Raw genomic sequence first — 15,957 nt, 5'->3', positions numbered from 1 at the left:
GTCAGTGAGGCGGCATTATAGGGAGAACGAAGATGAGTGCAAGCGGTTTTTAGAAAAAAGTACCTTCTGATAGCTCAAGTGAACAAAAAGACACCAAAGCGTCAAATATCGATTAATTAGCGACCTATTTCCCTCTCTAAATCTCCTGATTATCACCCGAGCATTGAGGTGACACTCTTCATATTGCGTGTTTTTCTTCGTCAATGAAAGCCCGCACTGAGGCAATACAAAGAAGCATATTACTCATCACTATCGAAGAAATAAGAGATTCTAGAGCGTGGGTTAAGATAGTCTCGGATTTTATCCGGAAGTTTATGCGGAAGAATGGCATTAACAATTTTCAAATCTCGATCAGCTAAATCAATAATGGGCGCTTGGGTTCGCGGAACCGAAGGGTCGTAAATCAATACATTAGGATATAGTAAGTGGCTGGCGTTTACGGAGATGACTAACCCAACCATATTGTTAGAAAGCTGAACAACGGTTCCCGGAGGGAAAACGCCCATAAATTTAACCAATACGTTTAAGTTTTCGTTACTATATAAGTGATTACAATGCTTATACATATAGGAAAGTGCAATATAAGGAATCTTCTGCTCTGCAACGATATTGGGATGACACAAATTATCAAATACATTCGCGACCGTAATGACCTGTGAAAGCTCATCAATAGCCGCTTCCTTTAAACCAAGCGGATACCCACTGCCGTCATTGAGTTCATGATGCTGTTCTATTACTCTCTTTGCACTTTCTGGAAAGCTATCGATATGGCTCGCAATATCCAAACCATACTTAGTATGTAATTTGAGATAATTTTGTTCGGGCTCTGTCAGTGTTGTTTTCTTTCTAACAATCGCGGTGGGAACCTTAATTTTGCCTATATCATGAAACAGCGCAGCAAAAGCAAGTTCTTTGATTTTTTGAGCATCATACCCTTTCGCTTTTCCTATCATCATTGCAATGACCGAAACGTTGAGTGAATGAAAGTAGATGTCTTCAAACTCACTTTTGCCATTCATTAAATGCAGCGTAACGCTATCTTCACTCAGTAGCTTATCGACGATATCTTCAACCAAAATTGAAGCTTCATCTATCGCATCCTCTGGCCGATTGCGTATCTTGTTCATTACCGCACGCATACGGGATAGAGAACGCTCAAACTCTTTTTCACAGTTTAGAACTCGCCGACGATATGCGTTCAACTTTTCAATCCGTTTCTGCTTCTCTTCCCACAATTTTTCAGCCTCACTCTCCATCTCTGAAGATTCTTCTATGGCTTCCGGCTGCGTATTGACAGGTAAGGGTTGAGTATCGCTTTGCGCAGGATTGATATAAACATGTTGAATCCCCAAGTGTTTTATCAATTGAATCTGTTCTTGGGATTTAATCTTAAAGCTATTAAAAAGAAAGGGGTGTTCGTTCCACTTTACGGGCAACTTAATGTGCAGGCCAGGCTGCAATCTATCTACTGTGATTTTTATGCTTGCCACAATTTATATAACACCTTAAGTACTAAGTAGTTAATGAGTTTAAAAGAAGTCACTCAAAAGTTCATCAACTACATATTAGTAGTGTTGATATAAATGTGTATGGCTAGAAGCAAGAAATGTGCGCTGTTCAATATAGAAGTATGTGAAGGCTATCAAAAGAGTCCCATTCATCTAAGATAGTGGACTATTATTTCGAGGACAAAAACAACAAAGCCCCGACTTTCGTCGAGGCTTTGTTGTTTAAATTATGGTACCGGTGGGCGGACTTGAACCGCCACTCCCGAAGGAAACGGATTTTGAATCCGTCGTGTCTACCAATTTCACCACACCGGCATCTTGGGCATTGCCCTTTGATGGTTGGCATTATACGTAAGAAAGTTATTGGCGCAATAACAAAATATTGAAATACAAATCGTTTGCCGATATTTTCGCCACAAACCTTCAAGCTGTGCGTGTCTTCTCTTTTCAGATCCTCTCCGAGGCTATATGCTGCTGCAATTTCGCGAATACAAAAGATGTTTAGATATGATGAGTAACTCTATTTCTCTACCGCCTGCCGGATTACTACGCCGATTTGGTGCGCTCATTTACGATGCATTAATCATCATTGCTCTTGAGATGATGGCTGCTGGTGTTGTCGTTGCTATATTAGAAGCTCTCGTTGCGTTGAATGTGATGAGCTATGGCTCGTATGCAGATGTCAGCGACCTTCTCACTCGTCATCCCATTTGGAGCTATGTTTACACATTTTACCTTGCCGCTGTCTGGGTCTACTTCTTCGTCTTTTTCTGGACAAGAGCAGGCCAGACATTAGGGATGCGTGCTTGGCGACTTTTGATAATTAACGAACAAGATGGAAATTCAATCAGCGCCACGCAAGCTTTAATACGTTTGTTCACCTCAGGCTTTGGCTTGGCAAACCTCACCGTACCCTTTGATCAACAAAAAAGAGGGTTCCAAGATATTTGGGCCAAAACGAAAGTAGTGGTACTTCCTAAAGTTAATTGAGTCGGAATAACAAAAAGGAAGGTTTGCCCCTGTCTCTTGATCACAAGTGCAGAAATGCTGAGGCTTTTTACTATCTGTTCACTTCCTCTATGATAGCAATCCGAAAAATTAACTAATTCCGTTTACCTCATCCCTTCGGCACATTTTTGTGGCCAGCTCTCTGTACTCAAGCTGTATCCAAGAAAGCGATCCCGAGCGTGAAATAGCCTTAATTAGATCATATTGTTACTTCAATTGGCATTAAGAGCGGTTTAGCTTATCCATTTACTCAGTAAGTGACGGATGTAACTTTTTAAAAGCACTAGATTATCAGCATAACTTTCCTTGATTATTTTAGTAATTAGGTTCGATTTATTATGCTTAGCGGTTAAAATAACGACGGTTACTTTTAGGAATTCGCTATGGGACAGCTGTCTATTTTAGGTTTTATTGCATTAGGTGGCGCATTTGGCGCATGTGCACGTTATTTAGTTACCGAGCTATGTGTGTTCTTGTTAGGACGCGGGTTTCCTTATGGAACGCTCACCGTTAACGTTGTCGGTTCATTTATTATGGGATTATTGATCGCTGCTTTTGAGAGTGAATTACTTGCAACTGAGCCATGGCGCCAGATTATTGGTTTGGGTTTCTTGGGTGCATTAACCACATTTTCTACATTTTCTATGGATAATGTATTGCTGATGCAGCAAGGAGCCTTTCTGAAAATGGGTGTTAATGTCTTATTAAACGTGGTGCTAAGTATCTCAGCGGCTTGGATAGGTTTCCAGTTGTTGATGAGAAGTTAACGAAATTACAATTTCATCTTGGTTAATGGATAGTCTTTCCCTATAATCGTGATTCAACTTGTCGGAGTGCCATAAGGCTGAGACCGTATTTTCGGGATCCGTTGAACCTGATCAGGCTAATACCTGCGAAGGGAACAAGAGAATATAACCTGCTAGTGATCTATCTAGCGTTATATCCTTAAGATCAAAACTCTATTTTGATCAACTCTTGTGCATTAATCCGTCAAGCATTTATCCCTAGTACAAAAAAGGAAGATGCTATGTCGAGTCGCAAACAAGCGAGACTGAAAGCCAAACAATTCATTGACACATTGTCTGTCGAACCCTACCCAAATTCCTCTAAAATCTATATTACTGGTTCACGTTCGGATATCCGCGTGCCAATGCGTGAGATTAAACTAGCTGACAGCTTGGTCGGGGGCACAAAGTCCTCACCGATTTATCAACCGAATGAATCTATATGCGTTTATGACACTTCAGGTGTCTATACCGACCCATCTCATACTATCGACTTATATCAAGGTTTGCCTAAATTAAGGGAAAAATGGATCGCTGAGCGGGATGATACCGAGTGGCTTGATGAGGTCAGTTCTGCTTACACTAAAGAACGTTTATCTGATGATACATTGGACGAACTACGTTATGGGAACTTGCCAGCCATACGCCGAGCAAAGAAAGGGAAGTGCGTTACTCAACTTCATTATGCGCGGCAAGGTGTTATCACACCCGAAATGGAATACATTGCCATTCGCGAAAATACGCGACGGGGAGAGTGTATGGATGCACAGCTGAGCCAGCAACATGCAGGGATTCATTTGGGGGCTAATCTACCAAAGCGAATAACTCCTGAGTTTGTGCGTCGTGAAGTTGCCGAAGGACGAGCCATCATCCCGTCGAATATTAACCATCCTGAATCAGAGCCGATGATCATTGGTCGTAATTTTCTCGTCAAAGTGAATGCGAATATCGGTAACTCATCCGTCTCTTCATCAATTGAAGAAGAGGTTGAAAAATTGGTATGGGCAACCCGCTGGGGTGGGGATACCGTGATGGATCTCTCTACTGGGCGAAATATTCACGAAACTCGAGAATGGATTTTACGTAATAGCCCCGTACCGATTGGCACTGTGCCTATGTATCAAGCATTGGAAAAAGTAAATGGTATTGCGGAGGATTTATCATGGGAAGTAATGCGAGATACCTTACTTGAGCAAGCGGAGCAAGGTGTTGATTACTTTACAATTCATGCTGGTTTGTTGCTTCGTTATGTGCCAATGACCGCGAAACGTGTTACTGGTATCGTTTCGCGTGGCGGCTCTATTATCGCTAAATGGTGTTTAGCCCATCATACCGAGAGTTTTCTTTACACTCATTTCCGTGAAATTTGTGAAATTTGCGCCAAGTATGACGTTGCCCTTTCCTTAGGGGATGGACTACGGCCAGGATCCATTGCCGATGCTAACGATGAAGCACAATTTGCAGAGCTGCGCACTTTAGGTGAGTTGACCAAAATAGCGTGGGAATATGATGTACAGGTCATTATTGAAGGCCCTGGCCATATCCCCATGCATTTGATTAAAGAGAATATGGATGAACAATTAAAGCATTGCCATGAAGCGCCATTCTATACCTTGGGCCCATTAACTACCGATATTGCTCCGGGATATGATCACATCACTTCCGGTATTGGTGCTGCGATGATTGGCTGGTATGGCTGCGCGATGCTTTGCTATGTAACACCGAAAGAGCACCTTGGTTTACCAAACAAAGAAGATGTTAAAACGGGTTTAATTACTTATAAATTGGCAGCACATGCTGCAGACCTTGCGAAAGGGCACCCGGGAGCACAAGTGCGCGATAATGCGTTATCGAAAGCACGTTTTGAGTTTCGTTGGGAAGACCAATTCAATCTTGCATTAGACCCAGTTACGGCGCGTGCTTTTCACGATGAAACTCTTCCGCAAGAGTCTGGTAAAGTTGCGCATTTTTGCTCTATGTGCGGGCCGAAATTCTGCTCGATGAAAATCTCTCAAGAGGTTCGAGAGTATGCGCTAGATACCAAGCAAGTTGCTGCTGATGCGCTCATTTCCGTTACGCTGCTAGATGACCCGTTACAAGGCATGAGACAGAAATCGCAAGAGTTTAAAGCCTCAGGATCAGAGCTTTATCATCCTGCTGTTAGTCAACAGTCAGTCGTTAGCGAGGAGTAATTAGATGATTCAATTACTTATCCCCCGTGATGACATTGCGTTGACTGCTCAAGTACAACAGGTTTTGCTATTGGCCAAGCATCATGGTTTTGATATCGATGATATTTTTTTGGGTGCCAGCCCAACTTTATATTGTCAATTAGTAACGCCTTCATACTCATCTTTGATTGGCAGCGATTACTTAGCCTCGTGCGAAGATGCGCTAAGTGTTTTAACTGATAAGCCCAATTTATTCTTGCAGTACCAAGTCAATTTTTGTGCTCAAATGCCATTCGATCACTCCCAGAAACGAGAAACTGGTTTGGTCAAGGTAGGGCTGACAGCTGCTGACTCACACGACTATGTCGATGAGTGGTATCACGGAGAAGAGCTGCGTCGTATAAGATATTCTACGAATGCTCATGCTGCTGATGCAAAGAGTGAGCACTTTGCTTGGGTTCTATCATTGTTGTGTCTCGACTTTCCACTAGAGGATGCTTTAGTGGTTGCTCGCGCGGCAATGAGTGTTTCACGTGAAATATGGCCAACGGATAGCCGATATTTTCCTCAGCTACAACATTCAGCAGTTGGCATCTTTGCTGACGATAAACAAAATCACATCTGTTTTCCAAAGATAGACAAAAATATTGGCCTTTATCCTGTTGTGGATAGCGTTGAGTGGGTCGAGCGGTTATTGAAGTTTGATGTAAAGACAATCCAATTGCGAATAAAAGATTCAACACATCCTGATCTCGAATCACAAATTATCGCCGCTATTGAGCTTGGACAAGCCTATCAAGCACAGGTTTTCATTAATGATCATTGGCAGCTTGCGATAAAGCATGGTGCTTTTGGCGTTCATCTTGGACAAGAAGATCTCACCAATGCAGATTTAGCACAAATTGCTCAAGCTGGGATCTGTTTAGGCATTTCAACTCACGGCTATTATGAGATTCTGAACATCGCTTCACTAAATCCCAGCTATATCGCTTTGGGTCACATATTCCCAACCACCACCAAAATTATGCCCTCTAAGCCACAGGGGCTTGTTAGGTTGAAACTTTACCAGCAGCTAATTGAGAGTTTAAGTTGTGCCGCCAACTCAGATGAAGTTGTAAGTGCAAAAATACCCACAGTTGCAATTGGCGGAATTAACCTAGAAAACGCATTGCAAGTTTGGCAGTGCGATGTATCAGGCTTGGCCGTTGTACGTGCAGTGACAGAAGCAAAATCACCTCAGTTGGTCATTGATAGTTTCAATCGAATCATACAAAACCGATTACCAAGTAGTGCTGAGGAGGTATGTGATTATGCTTTCTGATGCGCAATTTATCCGTTATCAAAGGCAACTTGCGCTCCCTGAAATAGGTGAGAATGGACAGCAATCTTTACTTGATAGCCGAGTGCTGGTTATTGGTTGTGGTGGTTTAGGGTCTGCGGCCGTTTTGTATTTGGCGAGTGCTGGTATTGGACAACTGGTAATAGTGGATGATGACCGAGTTGAAAGCAGCAACTTACCTCGGCAGGTGATCTACCGAGAGAGGCAAATTGGTCAAACCAAAGTCGATGCGATGGCAGAGCAAATTAAAGCCATCAACCCTGATTGCAGAGTAAGAGCGATATCTAAACGCCTTATTGGTACTCAGCTCGAACTGGAAGTGCTGAATGCTGATGTCGTTCTTGACTGCACGGATAACATCCACAGTCGTCAGCAAATTAACCAGTTGTGCCGTAAACTAATTAAGCCATTGATTTCAGGTTCGGCTATTGGATGGAAGGGGCAAGTCATTGCTTTTGATCAACTGCCGTTGTCACCTTGTTATCACTGTTTAGTGCCTGATAGCGAACTGCCTGCCGCGCAGCGTTGTAATGAATTCGGTATTCTGGGGCCTGTCGTCGGAATCATCGGAACCCTGCAAGCTTTACAAGCCATCATGATATTGACTCGACAGACGATGCGTAATGCTAACCAACTGACACTGTTTGATGCTCATTTGTTTCAATTCCAAACCTTAAATGTTGTTAAAGATCCTCAGTGCGAGGTGTGTGGGTACCCACAGACTGATCAGATGAAGGGAGAAGCCACATGTCAGATATAACCATCAAGATTAATCAGCAGTTTCATCAAGTTTCAGCGGGAACCAGTATTGCGGATCTCACCAAACTGCTTTCGATCACGATTACCGGTTGCGTGTTTGCCCTGAATCAGAGCGTAGTGCCGCGTAGTGCGTGGTCAACGACCCTATTAAGTGAAGGCGACCAAATATCGCTGTTTCAAGCCATTGCAGGAGGCTAAATGTTAACGATAGCGAATAAACAGTTTGAATCTCGCCTGTTCACTGGAACGGGGAAATTTGCCAACCGAGAGTTAATGACAAAAGCTATTGCCATATCTGGTTCACAAATGGCGACAATGGCATTAAAGCGAGTCGATCTTAATCAATTAAATGATGATATTTTAGCGCCACTTATCGAGTCAGGCGTCCATCTTTTACCCAACACATCGGGTGCGAAAAATGCGAAGGATGCGATTTTTGCTGCCCATTTAGCGCGTGAAGCGTTATCGACATCGTGGCTGAAGCTAGAAATTCATCCCGATCCTAAGTATCTGATGCCTGACCCTATCGAAACGTTAAAAGCAGCGGAACAATTGGTGAAAGATGGATTTACCGTATTGCCTTATTGTCATGCTGACCCTGTACTCTGTAAGCGTTTAGAGGAGGTGGGGTGCGCGGCCGTAATGCCATTAGGTGCGCCAATTGGATCGAATAAGGGACTGGTCTCACGAGATTTTTTAGAAATCATCATTAACCAAGCTCGTGTACCCGTGATTATTGATGCCGGTATTGGCGCGCCATCGCATGCGGCTTTTGCGATGGAATTGGGCGCGGATGCTGTCTTAGTTAACACCGCAATTGCGGCCGCGCGCGATCCGATACAAATGGCGTTGGCATTTAAGTTGGCGGTGGAGTCGGGTCGAATGGCTTATGAGGCTGGGCTTGCAACTCAGGTTCATCATGCTATCGCATCCAGCCCTCTAACTGCATTTTTGGATCAATAGCGATGAGCTTTTTAGAACGTTTCAAACAACTCGATTGGGACGATATTGCGTTATCAATCCGTTCCAAAACAGCGTCAGATGTCGAGCGAGCATTGCATAAAGAGAAGCGCGATTTGGAGGATTTCAAGGCATTAATCTCTCCTGCTGCTGAGCCTTATATCGAGCAGTTAGCGCAACTTTCTTACGCACTGACGAGGCAACGCTTTGGCAATACTCTTTCTTTTTATATCCCGCTTTATCTTTCAAATTTGTGTGCCAATGCGTGCACTTATTGTGGATTTTCGATGGAGAATCGCATCAAGCGGCGTACATTAAGTTTGCATGAAGTTGAACGTGAATTGGCAGTTATCAAGCAGATGCAGTTTGATAATGTCTTGCTGGTCACTGGTGAGCATGAAACCAAAGTAGGCATGAACTATTTCCGGCAGATACTGCCGTTGATAAAGCGTGAAGTCAGCTATGTTGCTATGGAGGTTCAACCGCTTCAGCAAGCGCACTATGCGGAGCTAAAGAGCTTAGGTTTAGATGCGGTAATGGTATATCAAGAGACTTATCATCCATCGACTTACGCTTTACATCATTTGCGAGGCAACAAAATGGATTTTAACTTTCGCCTTGAAACACCGGACCGACTTGCCCGGGCGGGGATTGATAAGATTGGTCTTGGCGCTTTGATTGGCTTGGAAGATTGGCGGGCCGATTGTTTTTACGTGGCCGCTCACCTGGATTATCTTGAAAAGAGATATTGGAAGACGCGCTATTCGATTTCGTTTCCTCGCTTGCGACCTTGTGAAGGTGGTCTGCAACCTAAATCGGTTATGTCTGACAAGCAACTGGTTCAGCTCATCTGTGCATTTCGCTTGCTCAATTCAGAAGTGGAACTCTCGCTTTCTACCCGCGAATCGGCGCACTTTAGGGATAAGCTCATCCCTCTGGGGATTACTAGCATATCGGCGGGATCAAAAACACAGCCTGGAGGTTATGCAATGCAAGAGGCCGAGCTTGAGCAATTTGTGATTAGCGATGAACGTACAGCCGCACAAGTTGCCGCCGCTGTTAAAGGGCAAGGCTTTGAAGTCGTGTGGCGAGATTGGCATGCTGCCTATTCTGGATGAGGTTATGGCTTGCACGTTTCACGTGAAACATATGGATGCATTCATTAAAGTATGGTGATTTGACTAATAAGGTGAATTCGAGTTAAGAGAATCATAAGTTAAAGTAAAGGCGACCCGAGGTCGCCTTTCATCTTTCTAGGTTAAGTTACTACACAGAGACTACTTACAGCGCATTTGTTTGATCATACTGCAGTTTAATCATGCTCAATAGGCAGCGTCGCTTGGTGCAACCACGCTTTGTTATCACCCTCAACGAGTGGACCAACTTGATCCCATACTTTTTGATGGTAGTCATTTAGCCATGTGAGCTCTGGTCGAGTTAACATATTGATGTTGATCGCGCGCTTATCAATCGGGCAACGTGTGAGTGACTCAAACCCCAACACAGAGAAATCACCTTGTGTTTCAACTTCGACCACCAGTTCTAAGTTTTCAATACGAATGCCAAACGCATCGGCACGGTAATAACCGGGCTCGTTCGACAGCACCATACCCGGAAGCAGTGCAACGTTGTTGAAAACTTTGCTGATGCGTTGTGGCCCTTCATGGACACTCAAAAAGTGGCCGACTCCATGACCAGTGCCATGATCATAATCGAAGCCATTAGCCCATAGGTGCTGACGGGCAAGTACATCAAGCTGATGACCACAAGTGCCTTTTGGAAAGCGTGCTCTGGCTAGTGCAATATGACCTTTAAGCACTAAAGTGAACTGTTTTTTCATCTCTTCACTGGGGTTACCAATGGCAATGGTACGCGTAATGTCAGTCGTACCATCACAGTATTGGCCGCCAGAATCGACAAGATAAAGTGAGTCTTGGGCTAATTGTCCTGGTTTTACTTGGTTGATGTGGTTGTAATGGCACATAGCTGCATTACTGCCTGCCGCTGAAATAGTATCAAAACTAAGATCGGCTAGAGTTGGGTCTTCCTCTCTAAATGCTTGTAAGCGGTCAGATAAATAGCCTTCGTCGTGCAGTCTTTGGCTAGCCACTTCATTATCCAACCAAGCAAGAAATTTGGTCATCGCCACACCATCACGCACGTGGCACGCTTTCATTCCAGAGACTTCGGTTGCATTTTTTGCCGCCTTTAGCAGTAAGCACGGATCGGCGTCATTAATGATTTCAGCAGCGGAATTTTGTAAAGTCAGCGTAAACCATGCATTACTGGTAGCAGGGTCGATTATCACTTTTTTACCTGCGAGTAAATTAAGCTGCTTTTCTAGTTGATCTGGATGGTGAACGCGAACGCCGCCACCGACATGCTTGTCAAATTCCGCAGGAAGACGAGCAGGGTCAAGGAAGAAATCGACGTTGGAGTCAGCATAAATAATGGCATGGGAAAGTAAGACTGGTAATCGGGAAACATCAAGGCCACGGATATTTAGCAGCCAGCAGATGGAATCAAGTTCTGTCAGTACCGCCGCATCAATCTTTTTCTTACTCAGCTGATGGGCTATTTGCTCACGCTTATCATGGCTACTGATACCGACGAGTTCATTACCCATTAGGCGCACTGCTGAAATTGCAGCGCTAGGACGGTCCTTCCATAACTCATCGATTGGGTTACTGCCGACGGCAATAAGCTGTAACTCATCAGATAATTTTGCCTGTGCTGCTTTAAGCCAGCTTGCTCGATGCATGCGCGGATCAAATCCCACTTTACTACCTGAGACCAATGCGCTTTGGAGCCAATCAAGAACGGGCTCTTCAATCAAGTGACGGTACTCAAAGGTTGCCTCTGGCACTTGTTTACGAACTTGCACGGTATAGCGGCCATCCACAAAAATAGCCGCGTTATCGTGGGTGACCACAGCCGCGCCTGCCGAGCCAGTAAAACCAGTTAACCAATGCAGGCGTTCGTTGTGTTGCGGTACATATTCCCCGAGATATTCATCTTCGTGTGGAATGATGATGGCATCAAGCCCTTGTTGTGTGAGCCAGCCACGTAAGGCTGATACGCGTTGTGCGATTGAATCATGCATCTGTGTTATATCCTTTCTCATAACCGTCCGTTGTAGGTGTAGGGGGCTGTGCAAATCCATAGCAAACCCTGACTTTATTATTGTGTCTATGGGGTTGTGGCGATGGGGACGAGCTTCAATAAGCTACTCTTTTTATCGAACTGGCGCAAACCGCAGCTTCACCTGAGATGCAGTGTTTTGGTTTGGATCATCTGCCTTAACCAGCTCAATGCGGGGTCACTTTCTCTGTCTCTGTGCCAAAATAACGTATAAGCCATAGGTGGAAATTCCATCGGTAATGGCAACACGACGAGATCCATCTGCTTAGCTACTAGGTGGGTGAAGTGGCTCGGCGCGGTAAAGATAAAATCAGTATAGGTACAAAGGCTGGCGGCACTATTAAAATCCGGTACTGTAATTGCGATGTCCCTTTCTCGGCCGATATCCGCCAAGCGATAGTCGAGTAGCCAGCGATCATTACCATCGCAGCGTACTTGTACGTGACGTAGCGATAAATAGCGCTCTAACGTCCAATTGTCTCGTAATGCTGGGTGGTCTTTACGTACCACGCACATTTGGCTATCTCGATAGATCTCTTGCTCACAGATATCACTGGGTGGCAGCATCGTTAATTTGGCATCATTGATATCAATGTCCTTGCCGGTAATGCCTAAATCCAACTCACCAAGCTGCAATTTCTTAAAGGTTTGGTCATTCCAAGAGTGAGTATTGATGTTGAGATTTGGACCTTGGCTGAAAATAGCGGGCAAAAAATGAGGGAGAATTAATGGGTAGACGCTTTCTACTGCCGCAATATGAAAACGGTATTCACTGCTTTGTGGTGAAAATTGTTGTGGTTGAGTGAGTAGCTCGAGCTGATTGATGAGAGTGTCGAGTTTGGGTTTGAGATAGAGCGCTTGCGGCGTTGCCTTTAAGCCATGTGAATTACGAATAAACAACGGGTCATTAAACTGCTGACGAAGCTTGGCAAGCGATTTACTGACGGCAGATTGACTCAAACAGAGGCGATGGGCGGCGCGCGTTACGTTCAGTTCTTCTAGCAGTACGGACAGACAAACAAGCAAATTAAGATCGATTCTGGCTAATTTTTCTATATTCATCTGTATTTCCATTTGGGAATAATTGTGATGAGTATAAGCCATTTCTATTCATATCATCATTGCTCTATTATAGCCGAGTTGTAAAAGTGTGTTCTTTCTCATTACTGGAGTGTTTCGTGAAGCAAATAACCTCTGACGCGCATAGCAAGCGTCAATTGGCATTACTGATTTTGTTGGTTCTGTTTAGCCCGTTAGCGATTGATATTTATCTACCAGCTTTACCGCAAATTTCTCAAACGTTTCACGTGGAACACGCTTATGCACAAGATACGATTACTTGGTTTCTGTTTGCTATGGGAGTCGGTCAACTCTTTGCTGGCCCGCTAGCGGACAAACTCGGTCGTCGAACTGTTGCATTAGGAGGGATCAGTATTTATGCATTGAGTGCTTGCTTGGCGTGGGCCGCTCAAAGTATTGAATGGATGCTGATGGCTCGGCTACTACAAGGCTTCGGTGCGTGCGCGACATCGGTAGCGGCTTTTGCAACAGTTCGCGATATTTTTGGTCCACAACGTAGCGGCAAAATGATCAGCTACTTAAATGGTGCAATCTGTTTTATTCCTGCATTAGCGCCAATCCTTGGTAGTTGGTTAACTCAGCAATTTGGCTGGCGCAGTAACTTCAGCTTTATGGCTAGTTTTGCCGTGGTCGCGGGTTTAATGATGGTGATTGGTATGAAAGAAACCAACCCACAAGCCACCGAACAGCAAGCGTTCTTTAAGTTATCGCGTTACTGGTCCGTATTGAAAACACCATCTTTTCTCTTCCATGCTTCATTATGTATGTTAGCGATGGCGGTTATTTTAGCCTATGTCACTTCTGCCCCAGTGGTATTAATGGAAGGTTATGGATTGACTATGAATGAATTTACTTTCTGGTTTGGACTCAATGCCATCATTAATATCGTTGCTTGCCTGAGTGCGCCGAAATTTATGGATAGGTTTGGTACCCATATGGCGCTGGTGGTTGGAATCGCCACATTATTGGTTGCGGGGACTACCATGGTCGCGCTGGCACAACAGAAAACGGCGATTGCCTTTATGCTGCCCATTTTTATGTCATCAATCGGTTTTGCTTGGATTCTGGGAGCGGCCGCAGGAAAAGCACTGGCGCCATTTGGTGACCGTGCGGGAACCGCCGCAGCACTGCTTGGTTTGTTTCAGATGAGTGGTGCAGGCCTGTTAGTTGGCACCATGCAGCGTGTTGGGTTAGAGCCTCAGATATTAATTGCACTGCAAATGTGGCTGATTGCGCCAGCGTTGTTTATCCTGTTTTCTAAAGCAGGGCGTTATTGGCATCAATTAGTGGTGAATTAATAAATTGTCACCTGCTGTTTTATATTCTTTTTAACGGGTGTATATTTAGTCACTTAATTATTTCAATTGCACTTTGGAAACGAAACAACAATGTCAATGACAACCTATGAAATGGCTCGAATTTGGGAACAACTCGACGAGTCTCCAGAAAAGGTCATGTTCGGAAAATTGCTGAATGAATTAGGCAACCAAAGTAGTGAGCGTATTCGCAGTGCCGCCAAACAAGTACCATTACCAGTTCTGCGTGATTTAGTCTTTCAGTTTCAACAAGTGATTGAAGCGCGTAAAGGCGAGCAAGTCGAAATCATGGCGAAGGAATTGGCAAAGCAGGGTATTTCGGCTGAAGAGCTTTTAACTTATCTGAACAAATAATTTATTATCAGTACCGATGCCATAGCCCGGAATTTAGTTTCGGGCTTTTTATTGCGTGGTGTTTGCGGCTTCGGTGATTAAGGATTCACATTTCGGTTAATCGGGTTCTGTAAGGAAATAAGCGTCTCTGTGGATTGCACTTCATCAATAGCCTGTAATTTGTCGATCAGCACAAATTGTAATTCTTCAATCGAGCGGCACATTAACTTCACAAAAATATTATAGGCTCCTGTGGTGTAATAGGCTTCCACCACTTCGTCCAGCGCATTGAGTTTGGCGAGCGCCGAATGGTAGTCTCGCGCGGCATTGAGATTGATACCGATAAAACAACACACGTCATAACCCAATTTTTTGGTATTGACGATCACTTCCGTACCCTGAATGATATCGGCCGATTTCATCTTTTCAATGCGAACATGGATAGTGGCAGGGCTAACGTTGAACTGCTTGGCCATTTCTGCGTAGGGCGTGCGTGCATCGTCCATTAAAATTTTTAAAATGGCGCGGTCGAGTTCGTCCAGTTTAGCGGTAGTGGCTTGCATCACAGCATCCTTATCATTGAAATGGTTCGCTCAGTTTATCACTGGTCGTTGTTTCTCGTAAGCCGCCGTTTAAGAAAAGCGATAAGCTTTAGTCACGTCAGTGAAAATTGGGTAAACTCAAGCCTCCTCATTATTTCTTTTGTTTCGGAGTTAACTTGCAGCTACAACTGATTTGCGAAGTTCCTGCTCAGCAAGCACATTTGGATACATTAGCCGCGCGTTGGGGATTAAAACCATGCGCTGAGAGCCCATTTGCCTTGGTATTAACTCAGTATCGTCTTGAGTTGCGTAAACTGGATGAGCCTAAACTCGGCGCTATTTATGTCGATTTAGTCACGGGGGCGGTTGCTCACCGACGTAAATTTGGTGGCGGTAAAGGTCAGTCGATAGCCAAAGCTGCTGGACTAAACAAAGGAGCGACACCGACCGTGTTAGATGCAACGGCTGGGTTAGGTCGTGATGCTTTTGTGTTGGCCTCGCTCGGCTGTAAAGTGCAAATGGTCGAGCGGCATCCCGTTGTGGCCGCGCTGCTCGATGATGGTTTAGAGCGTGCCAAGCAAGATGCGGAGATTGGCGGCTGGGTAAGCGAGCGGATGTCGTTACTTCACGCTTCGAGTCATGATGCGCTCGAAAAACTGGCGCAAGATGAAAATTTTGTAAAGCCAGATGTGGTGTATCTTGACCCCATGTACCCGCACCCGGAAAGTAAAAAACAAACGGCTTTGGTAAAAAAGGAGATGCGCGTCTTTCAATCGCTGGTGGGCGCTGACTTGGATGCTGATGCATTATTAAACCCAGCCTTAAGTTTGGCGACCAAACGCGTGGTGGTGAAGCGTCCTGACTATGCCGATTGGTTAGACAAACAGAAGCCGAGTATGGCGATTGAAACCAAGAAAAATCGTTTTGATGTGTATGTGAAAGCGGCGATGATCTAACGCATTCAATACGTTAGCTTTGGCGAGAAAATCTCGTGGCCCATAGATGTAATTTAGTG

The 15,957-nt window shown here is 44.5% G+C and carries 15 protein-coding genes, 1 tRNA gene and 1 riboswitch; of the genes, 11 read left to right on the top strand and 5 right to left on the bottom strand.

Going from position 1 to position 15,957, the window contains the following annotated elements; genetic code table 11:
- Positions 1-239: 239 nt before the first annotated feature.
- Positions 240-1,490, bottom strand: coding sequence for a cyclic di-GMP phosphodiesterase (locus DD616_RS07180; RefSeq protein WP_017045406.1), 1,251 nt, complete (start codon positions 1,488-1,490; stop codon positions 240-242).
- 248 nt (positions 1,491-1,738) lie between these two features.
- Positions 1,739-1,823 (bottom strand) — tRNA-Leu (locus DD616_RS07175).
- A 153-nt stretch (positions 1,824-1,976) separates the two neighbouring features.
- Between DD616_RS07175 and DD616_RS07170 the strand changes: the two genes are divergently transcribed.
- The 8 genes from DD616_RS07170 (at position 1,977) to thiH (ending at position 9,648) form a co-directional block, all read left to right on the top strand.
- Entirely contained in the window at positions 1,977-2,498 is a 522-nt protein-coding gene (locus DD616_RS07170; RefSeq protein ID WP_013855999.1) for an RDD family protein, read from the top strand.
- 401 nt (positions 2,499-2,899) lie between these two features.
- Positions 2,900-3,283 carry a fluoride efflux transporter CrcB gene (crcB, locus tag DD616_RS07165; RefSeq protein WP_013855606.1) on the top strand — a complete coding sequence of 128 codons (384 nt, stop codon included), beginning with the start codon at positions 2,900-2,902 and terminating at the stop codon, positions 3,281-3,283.
- A gap of 52 nt (positions 3,284-3,335) precedes the next feature.
- Positions 3,336-3,434, top strand: a riboswitch (TPP riboswitch).
- Between the two features lie 109 nt (positions 3,435-3,543).
- A complete protein-coding gene (thiC, locus tag DD616_RS07160) occupies positions 3,544-5,493 on the top strand; it encodes a phosphomethylpyrimidine synthase ThiC (protein WP_026028513.1) in 1,950 nt (649 codons plus the stop codon).
- A 4-nt stretch (positions 5,494-5,497) separates the two neighbouring features.
- Positions 5,498-6,793 carry a thiamine phosphate synthase gene (gene thiE, locus DD616_RS07155; RefSeq protein ID WP_208872121.1) on the top strand — a complete coding sequence of 432 codons (1,296 nt, stop codon included), beginning with the start codon at positions 5,498-5,500 and terminating at the stop codon, positions 6,791-6,793.
- Positions 6,783-7,571: a HesA/MoeB/ThiF family protein gene (locus DD616_RS07150; RefSeq protein ID WP_013855609.1), complete on the top strand. Its 789-nt coding sequence runs from the start codon at positions 6,783-6,785 to the stop codon at positions 7,569-7,571. The genes thiE and DD616_RS07150 overlap by 11 nt, the downstream gene beginning before the upstream one ends.
- Complete coding sequence (gene thiS / locus DD616_RS07145) at positions 7,559-7,768, top strand: sulfur carrier protein ThiS (protein ID WP_010319419.1); 210 nt, start codon at positions 7,559-7,561, stop codon at positions 7,766-7,768. The genes DD616_RS07150 and thiS overlap by 13 nt, the downstream gene beginning before the upstream one ends.
- The gene (locus DD616_RS07140; protein WP_064626096.1) at positions 7,769-8,533 is read left to right on the top strand and encodes a thiazole synthase; all 765 of its coding nucleotides are present in this window, start codon (positions 7,769-7,771) and stop codon (positions 8,531-8,533) included. It begins immediately after the preceding gene.
- 2 nt (positions 8,534-8,535) lie between these two features.
- The gene (thiH, locus tag DD616_RS07135) at positions 8,536-9,648 is read left to right on the top strand and encodes a 2-iminoacetate synthase ThiH (protein ID WP_017044527.1); all 1,113 of its coding nucleotides are present in this window, start codon (positions 8,536-8,538) and stop codon (positions 9,646-9,648) included.
- 194 nt (positions 9,649-9,842) lie between these two features.
- On the opposite strand, the gene DD616_RS07130 is transcribed toward thiH, so the two are convergent.
- Together DD616_RS07130 and DD616_RS07125 are read right to left on the bottom strand one after the other, a co-directional pair.
- Positions 9,843-11,633 carry an aminopeptidase P family protein gene (locus tag DD616_RS07130; RefSeq protein WP_208872120.1) on the bottom strand — a complete coding sequence of 597 codons (1,791 nt, stop codon included), beginning with the start codon at positions 11,631-11,633 and terminating at the stop codon, positions 9,843-9,845.
- Between the two features lie 158 nt (positions 11,634-11,791).
- Positions 11,792-12,733 (bottom strand): LysR family transcriptional regulator, encoded by a 942-nt coding sequence (locus DD616_RS07125; protein WP_026027502.1) that lies wholly within the window; start codon positions 12,731-12,733, stop codon positions 11,792-11,794.
- 116 nt (positions 12,734-12,849) lie between these two features.
- Between DD616_RS07125 and DD616_RS07120 the strand changes: the two genes are divergently transcribed.
- Both DD616_RS07120 and tsrA read left to right on the top strand, forming a co-directional pair.
- Positions 12,850-14,049 carry a multidrug effflux MFS transporter gene (locus DD616_RS07120; RefSeq protein WP_231140405.1) on the top strand — a complete coding sequence of 400 codons (1,200 nt, stop codon included), beginning with the start codon at positions 12,850-12,852 and terminating at the stop codon, positions 14,047-14,049.
- 90 nt (positions 14,050-14,139) lie between these two features.
- Positions 14,140-14,421 carry an H-NS-like global regulator TsrA gene (gene tsrA, locus DD616_RS07115; protein ID WP_017044523.1) on the top strand — a complete coding sequence of 94 codons (282 nt, stop codon included), beginning with the start codon at positions 14,140-14,142 and terminating at the stop codon, positions 14,419-14,421.
- 77 nt (positions 14,422-14,498) lie between these two features.
- Here the strand turns inward: tsrA and asnC are convergent, their stop codons facing one another.
- Positions 14,499-14,963, bottom strand: coding sequence for a transcriptional regulator AsnC (gene asnC, locus DD616_RS07110; protein WP_010319577.1), 465 nt, complete (start codon positions 14,961-14,963; stop codon positions 14,499-14,501).
- Positions 14,964-15,118: 155 nt separating this feature from the next.
- On the opposite strand from asnC, the gene DD616_RS07105 reads away from it, so the two are divergent.
- On the top strand, positions 15,119-15,898 hold the full coding sequence (locus tag DD616_RS07105; RefSeq protein ID WP_047690329.1) for a class I SAM-dependent methyltransferase: 780 nt from the start codon (positions 15,119-15,121) through the stop codon (positions 15,896-15,898).
- Positions 15,899-15,957 lie beyond the last annotated feature (59 nt).

The sequence above is a fragment of the Vibrio anguillarum genome, assembly GCF_003390515.1.
Lineage (GTDB): Bacteria > Pseudomonadota > Gammaproteobacteria > Enterobacterales > Vibrionaceae > Vibrio > Vibrio anguillarum.
Note: the sequence above shows the minus strand (reverse complement) of the source record. Positions and strands in the feature narration are given on the sequence as shown.

What these genes read in the sequence shown, in the direction of transcription:
- DD616_RS07170 (WP_013855999.1), top strand. Translation starts at nt 1,977, where the DNA reads ATGCTGCTGCAATTTCGCGAATACAAAAGATGTTTAGATATGATGAGT.
- crcB (WP_013855606.1), top strand. Translation starts at nt 2,900, where the DNA reads ATGGGACAGCTGTCTATTTTAGGTTTTATTGCATTAGGTGGCGCATTT.
- thiC (WP_026028513.1), top strand. Translation starts at nt 3,544, where the DNA reads ATGTCGAGTCGCAAACAAGCGAGACTGAAAGCCAAACAATTCATTGAC.
- thiE (WP_208872121.1), top strand. Translation starts at nt 5,498, where the DNA reads ATGATTCAATTACTTATCCCCCGTGATGACATTGCGTTGACTGCTCAA.
- DD616_RS07150 (WP_013855609.1), top strand. Translation starts at nt 6,783, where the DNA reads ATGCTTTCTGATGCGCAATTTATCCGTTATCAAAGGCAACTTGCGCTC.
- thiS (WP_010319419.1), top strand. Translation starts at nt 7,559, where the DNA reads ATGTCAGATATAACCATCAAGATTAATCAGCAGTTTCATCAAGTTTCA.
- DD616_RS07140 (WP_064626096.1), top strand. Translation starts at nt 7,769, where the DNA reads ATGTTAACGATAGCGAATAAACAGTTTGAATCTCGCCTGTTCACTGGA.
- thiH (WP_017044527.1), top strand. Translation starts at nt 8,536, where the DNA reads ATGAGCTTTTTAGAACGTTTCAAACAACTCGATTGGGACGATATTGCG.
- DD616_RS07130 (WP_208872120.1), bottom strand. Translation starts at nt 11,633, where the DNA reads ATGCATGATTCAATCGCACAACGCGTATCAGCCTTACGTGGCTGGCTC.
- DD616_RS07125 (WP_026027502.1), bottom strand. Translation starts at nt 12,733, where the DNA reads ATGAATATAGAAAAATTAGCCAGAATCGATCTTAATTTGCTTGTTTGT.
- tsrA (WP_017044523.1), top strand. Translation starts at nt 14,140, where the DNA reads ATGTCAATGACAACCTATGAAATGGCTCGAATTTGGGAACAACTCGAC.
- asnC (WP_010319577.1), bottom strand. Translation starts at nt 14,963, where the DNA reads ATGCAAGCCACTACCGCTAAACTGGACGAACTCGACCGCGCCATTTTA.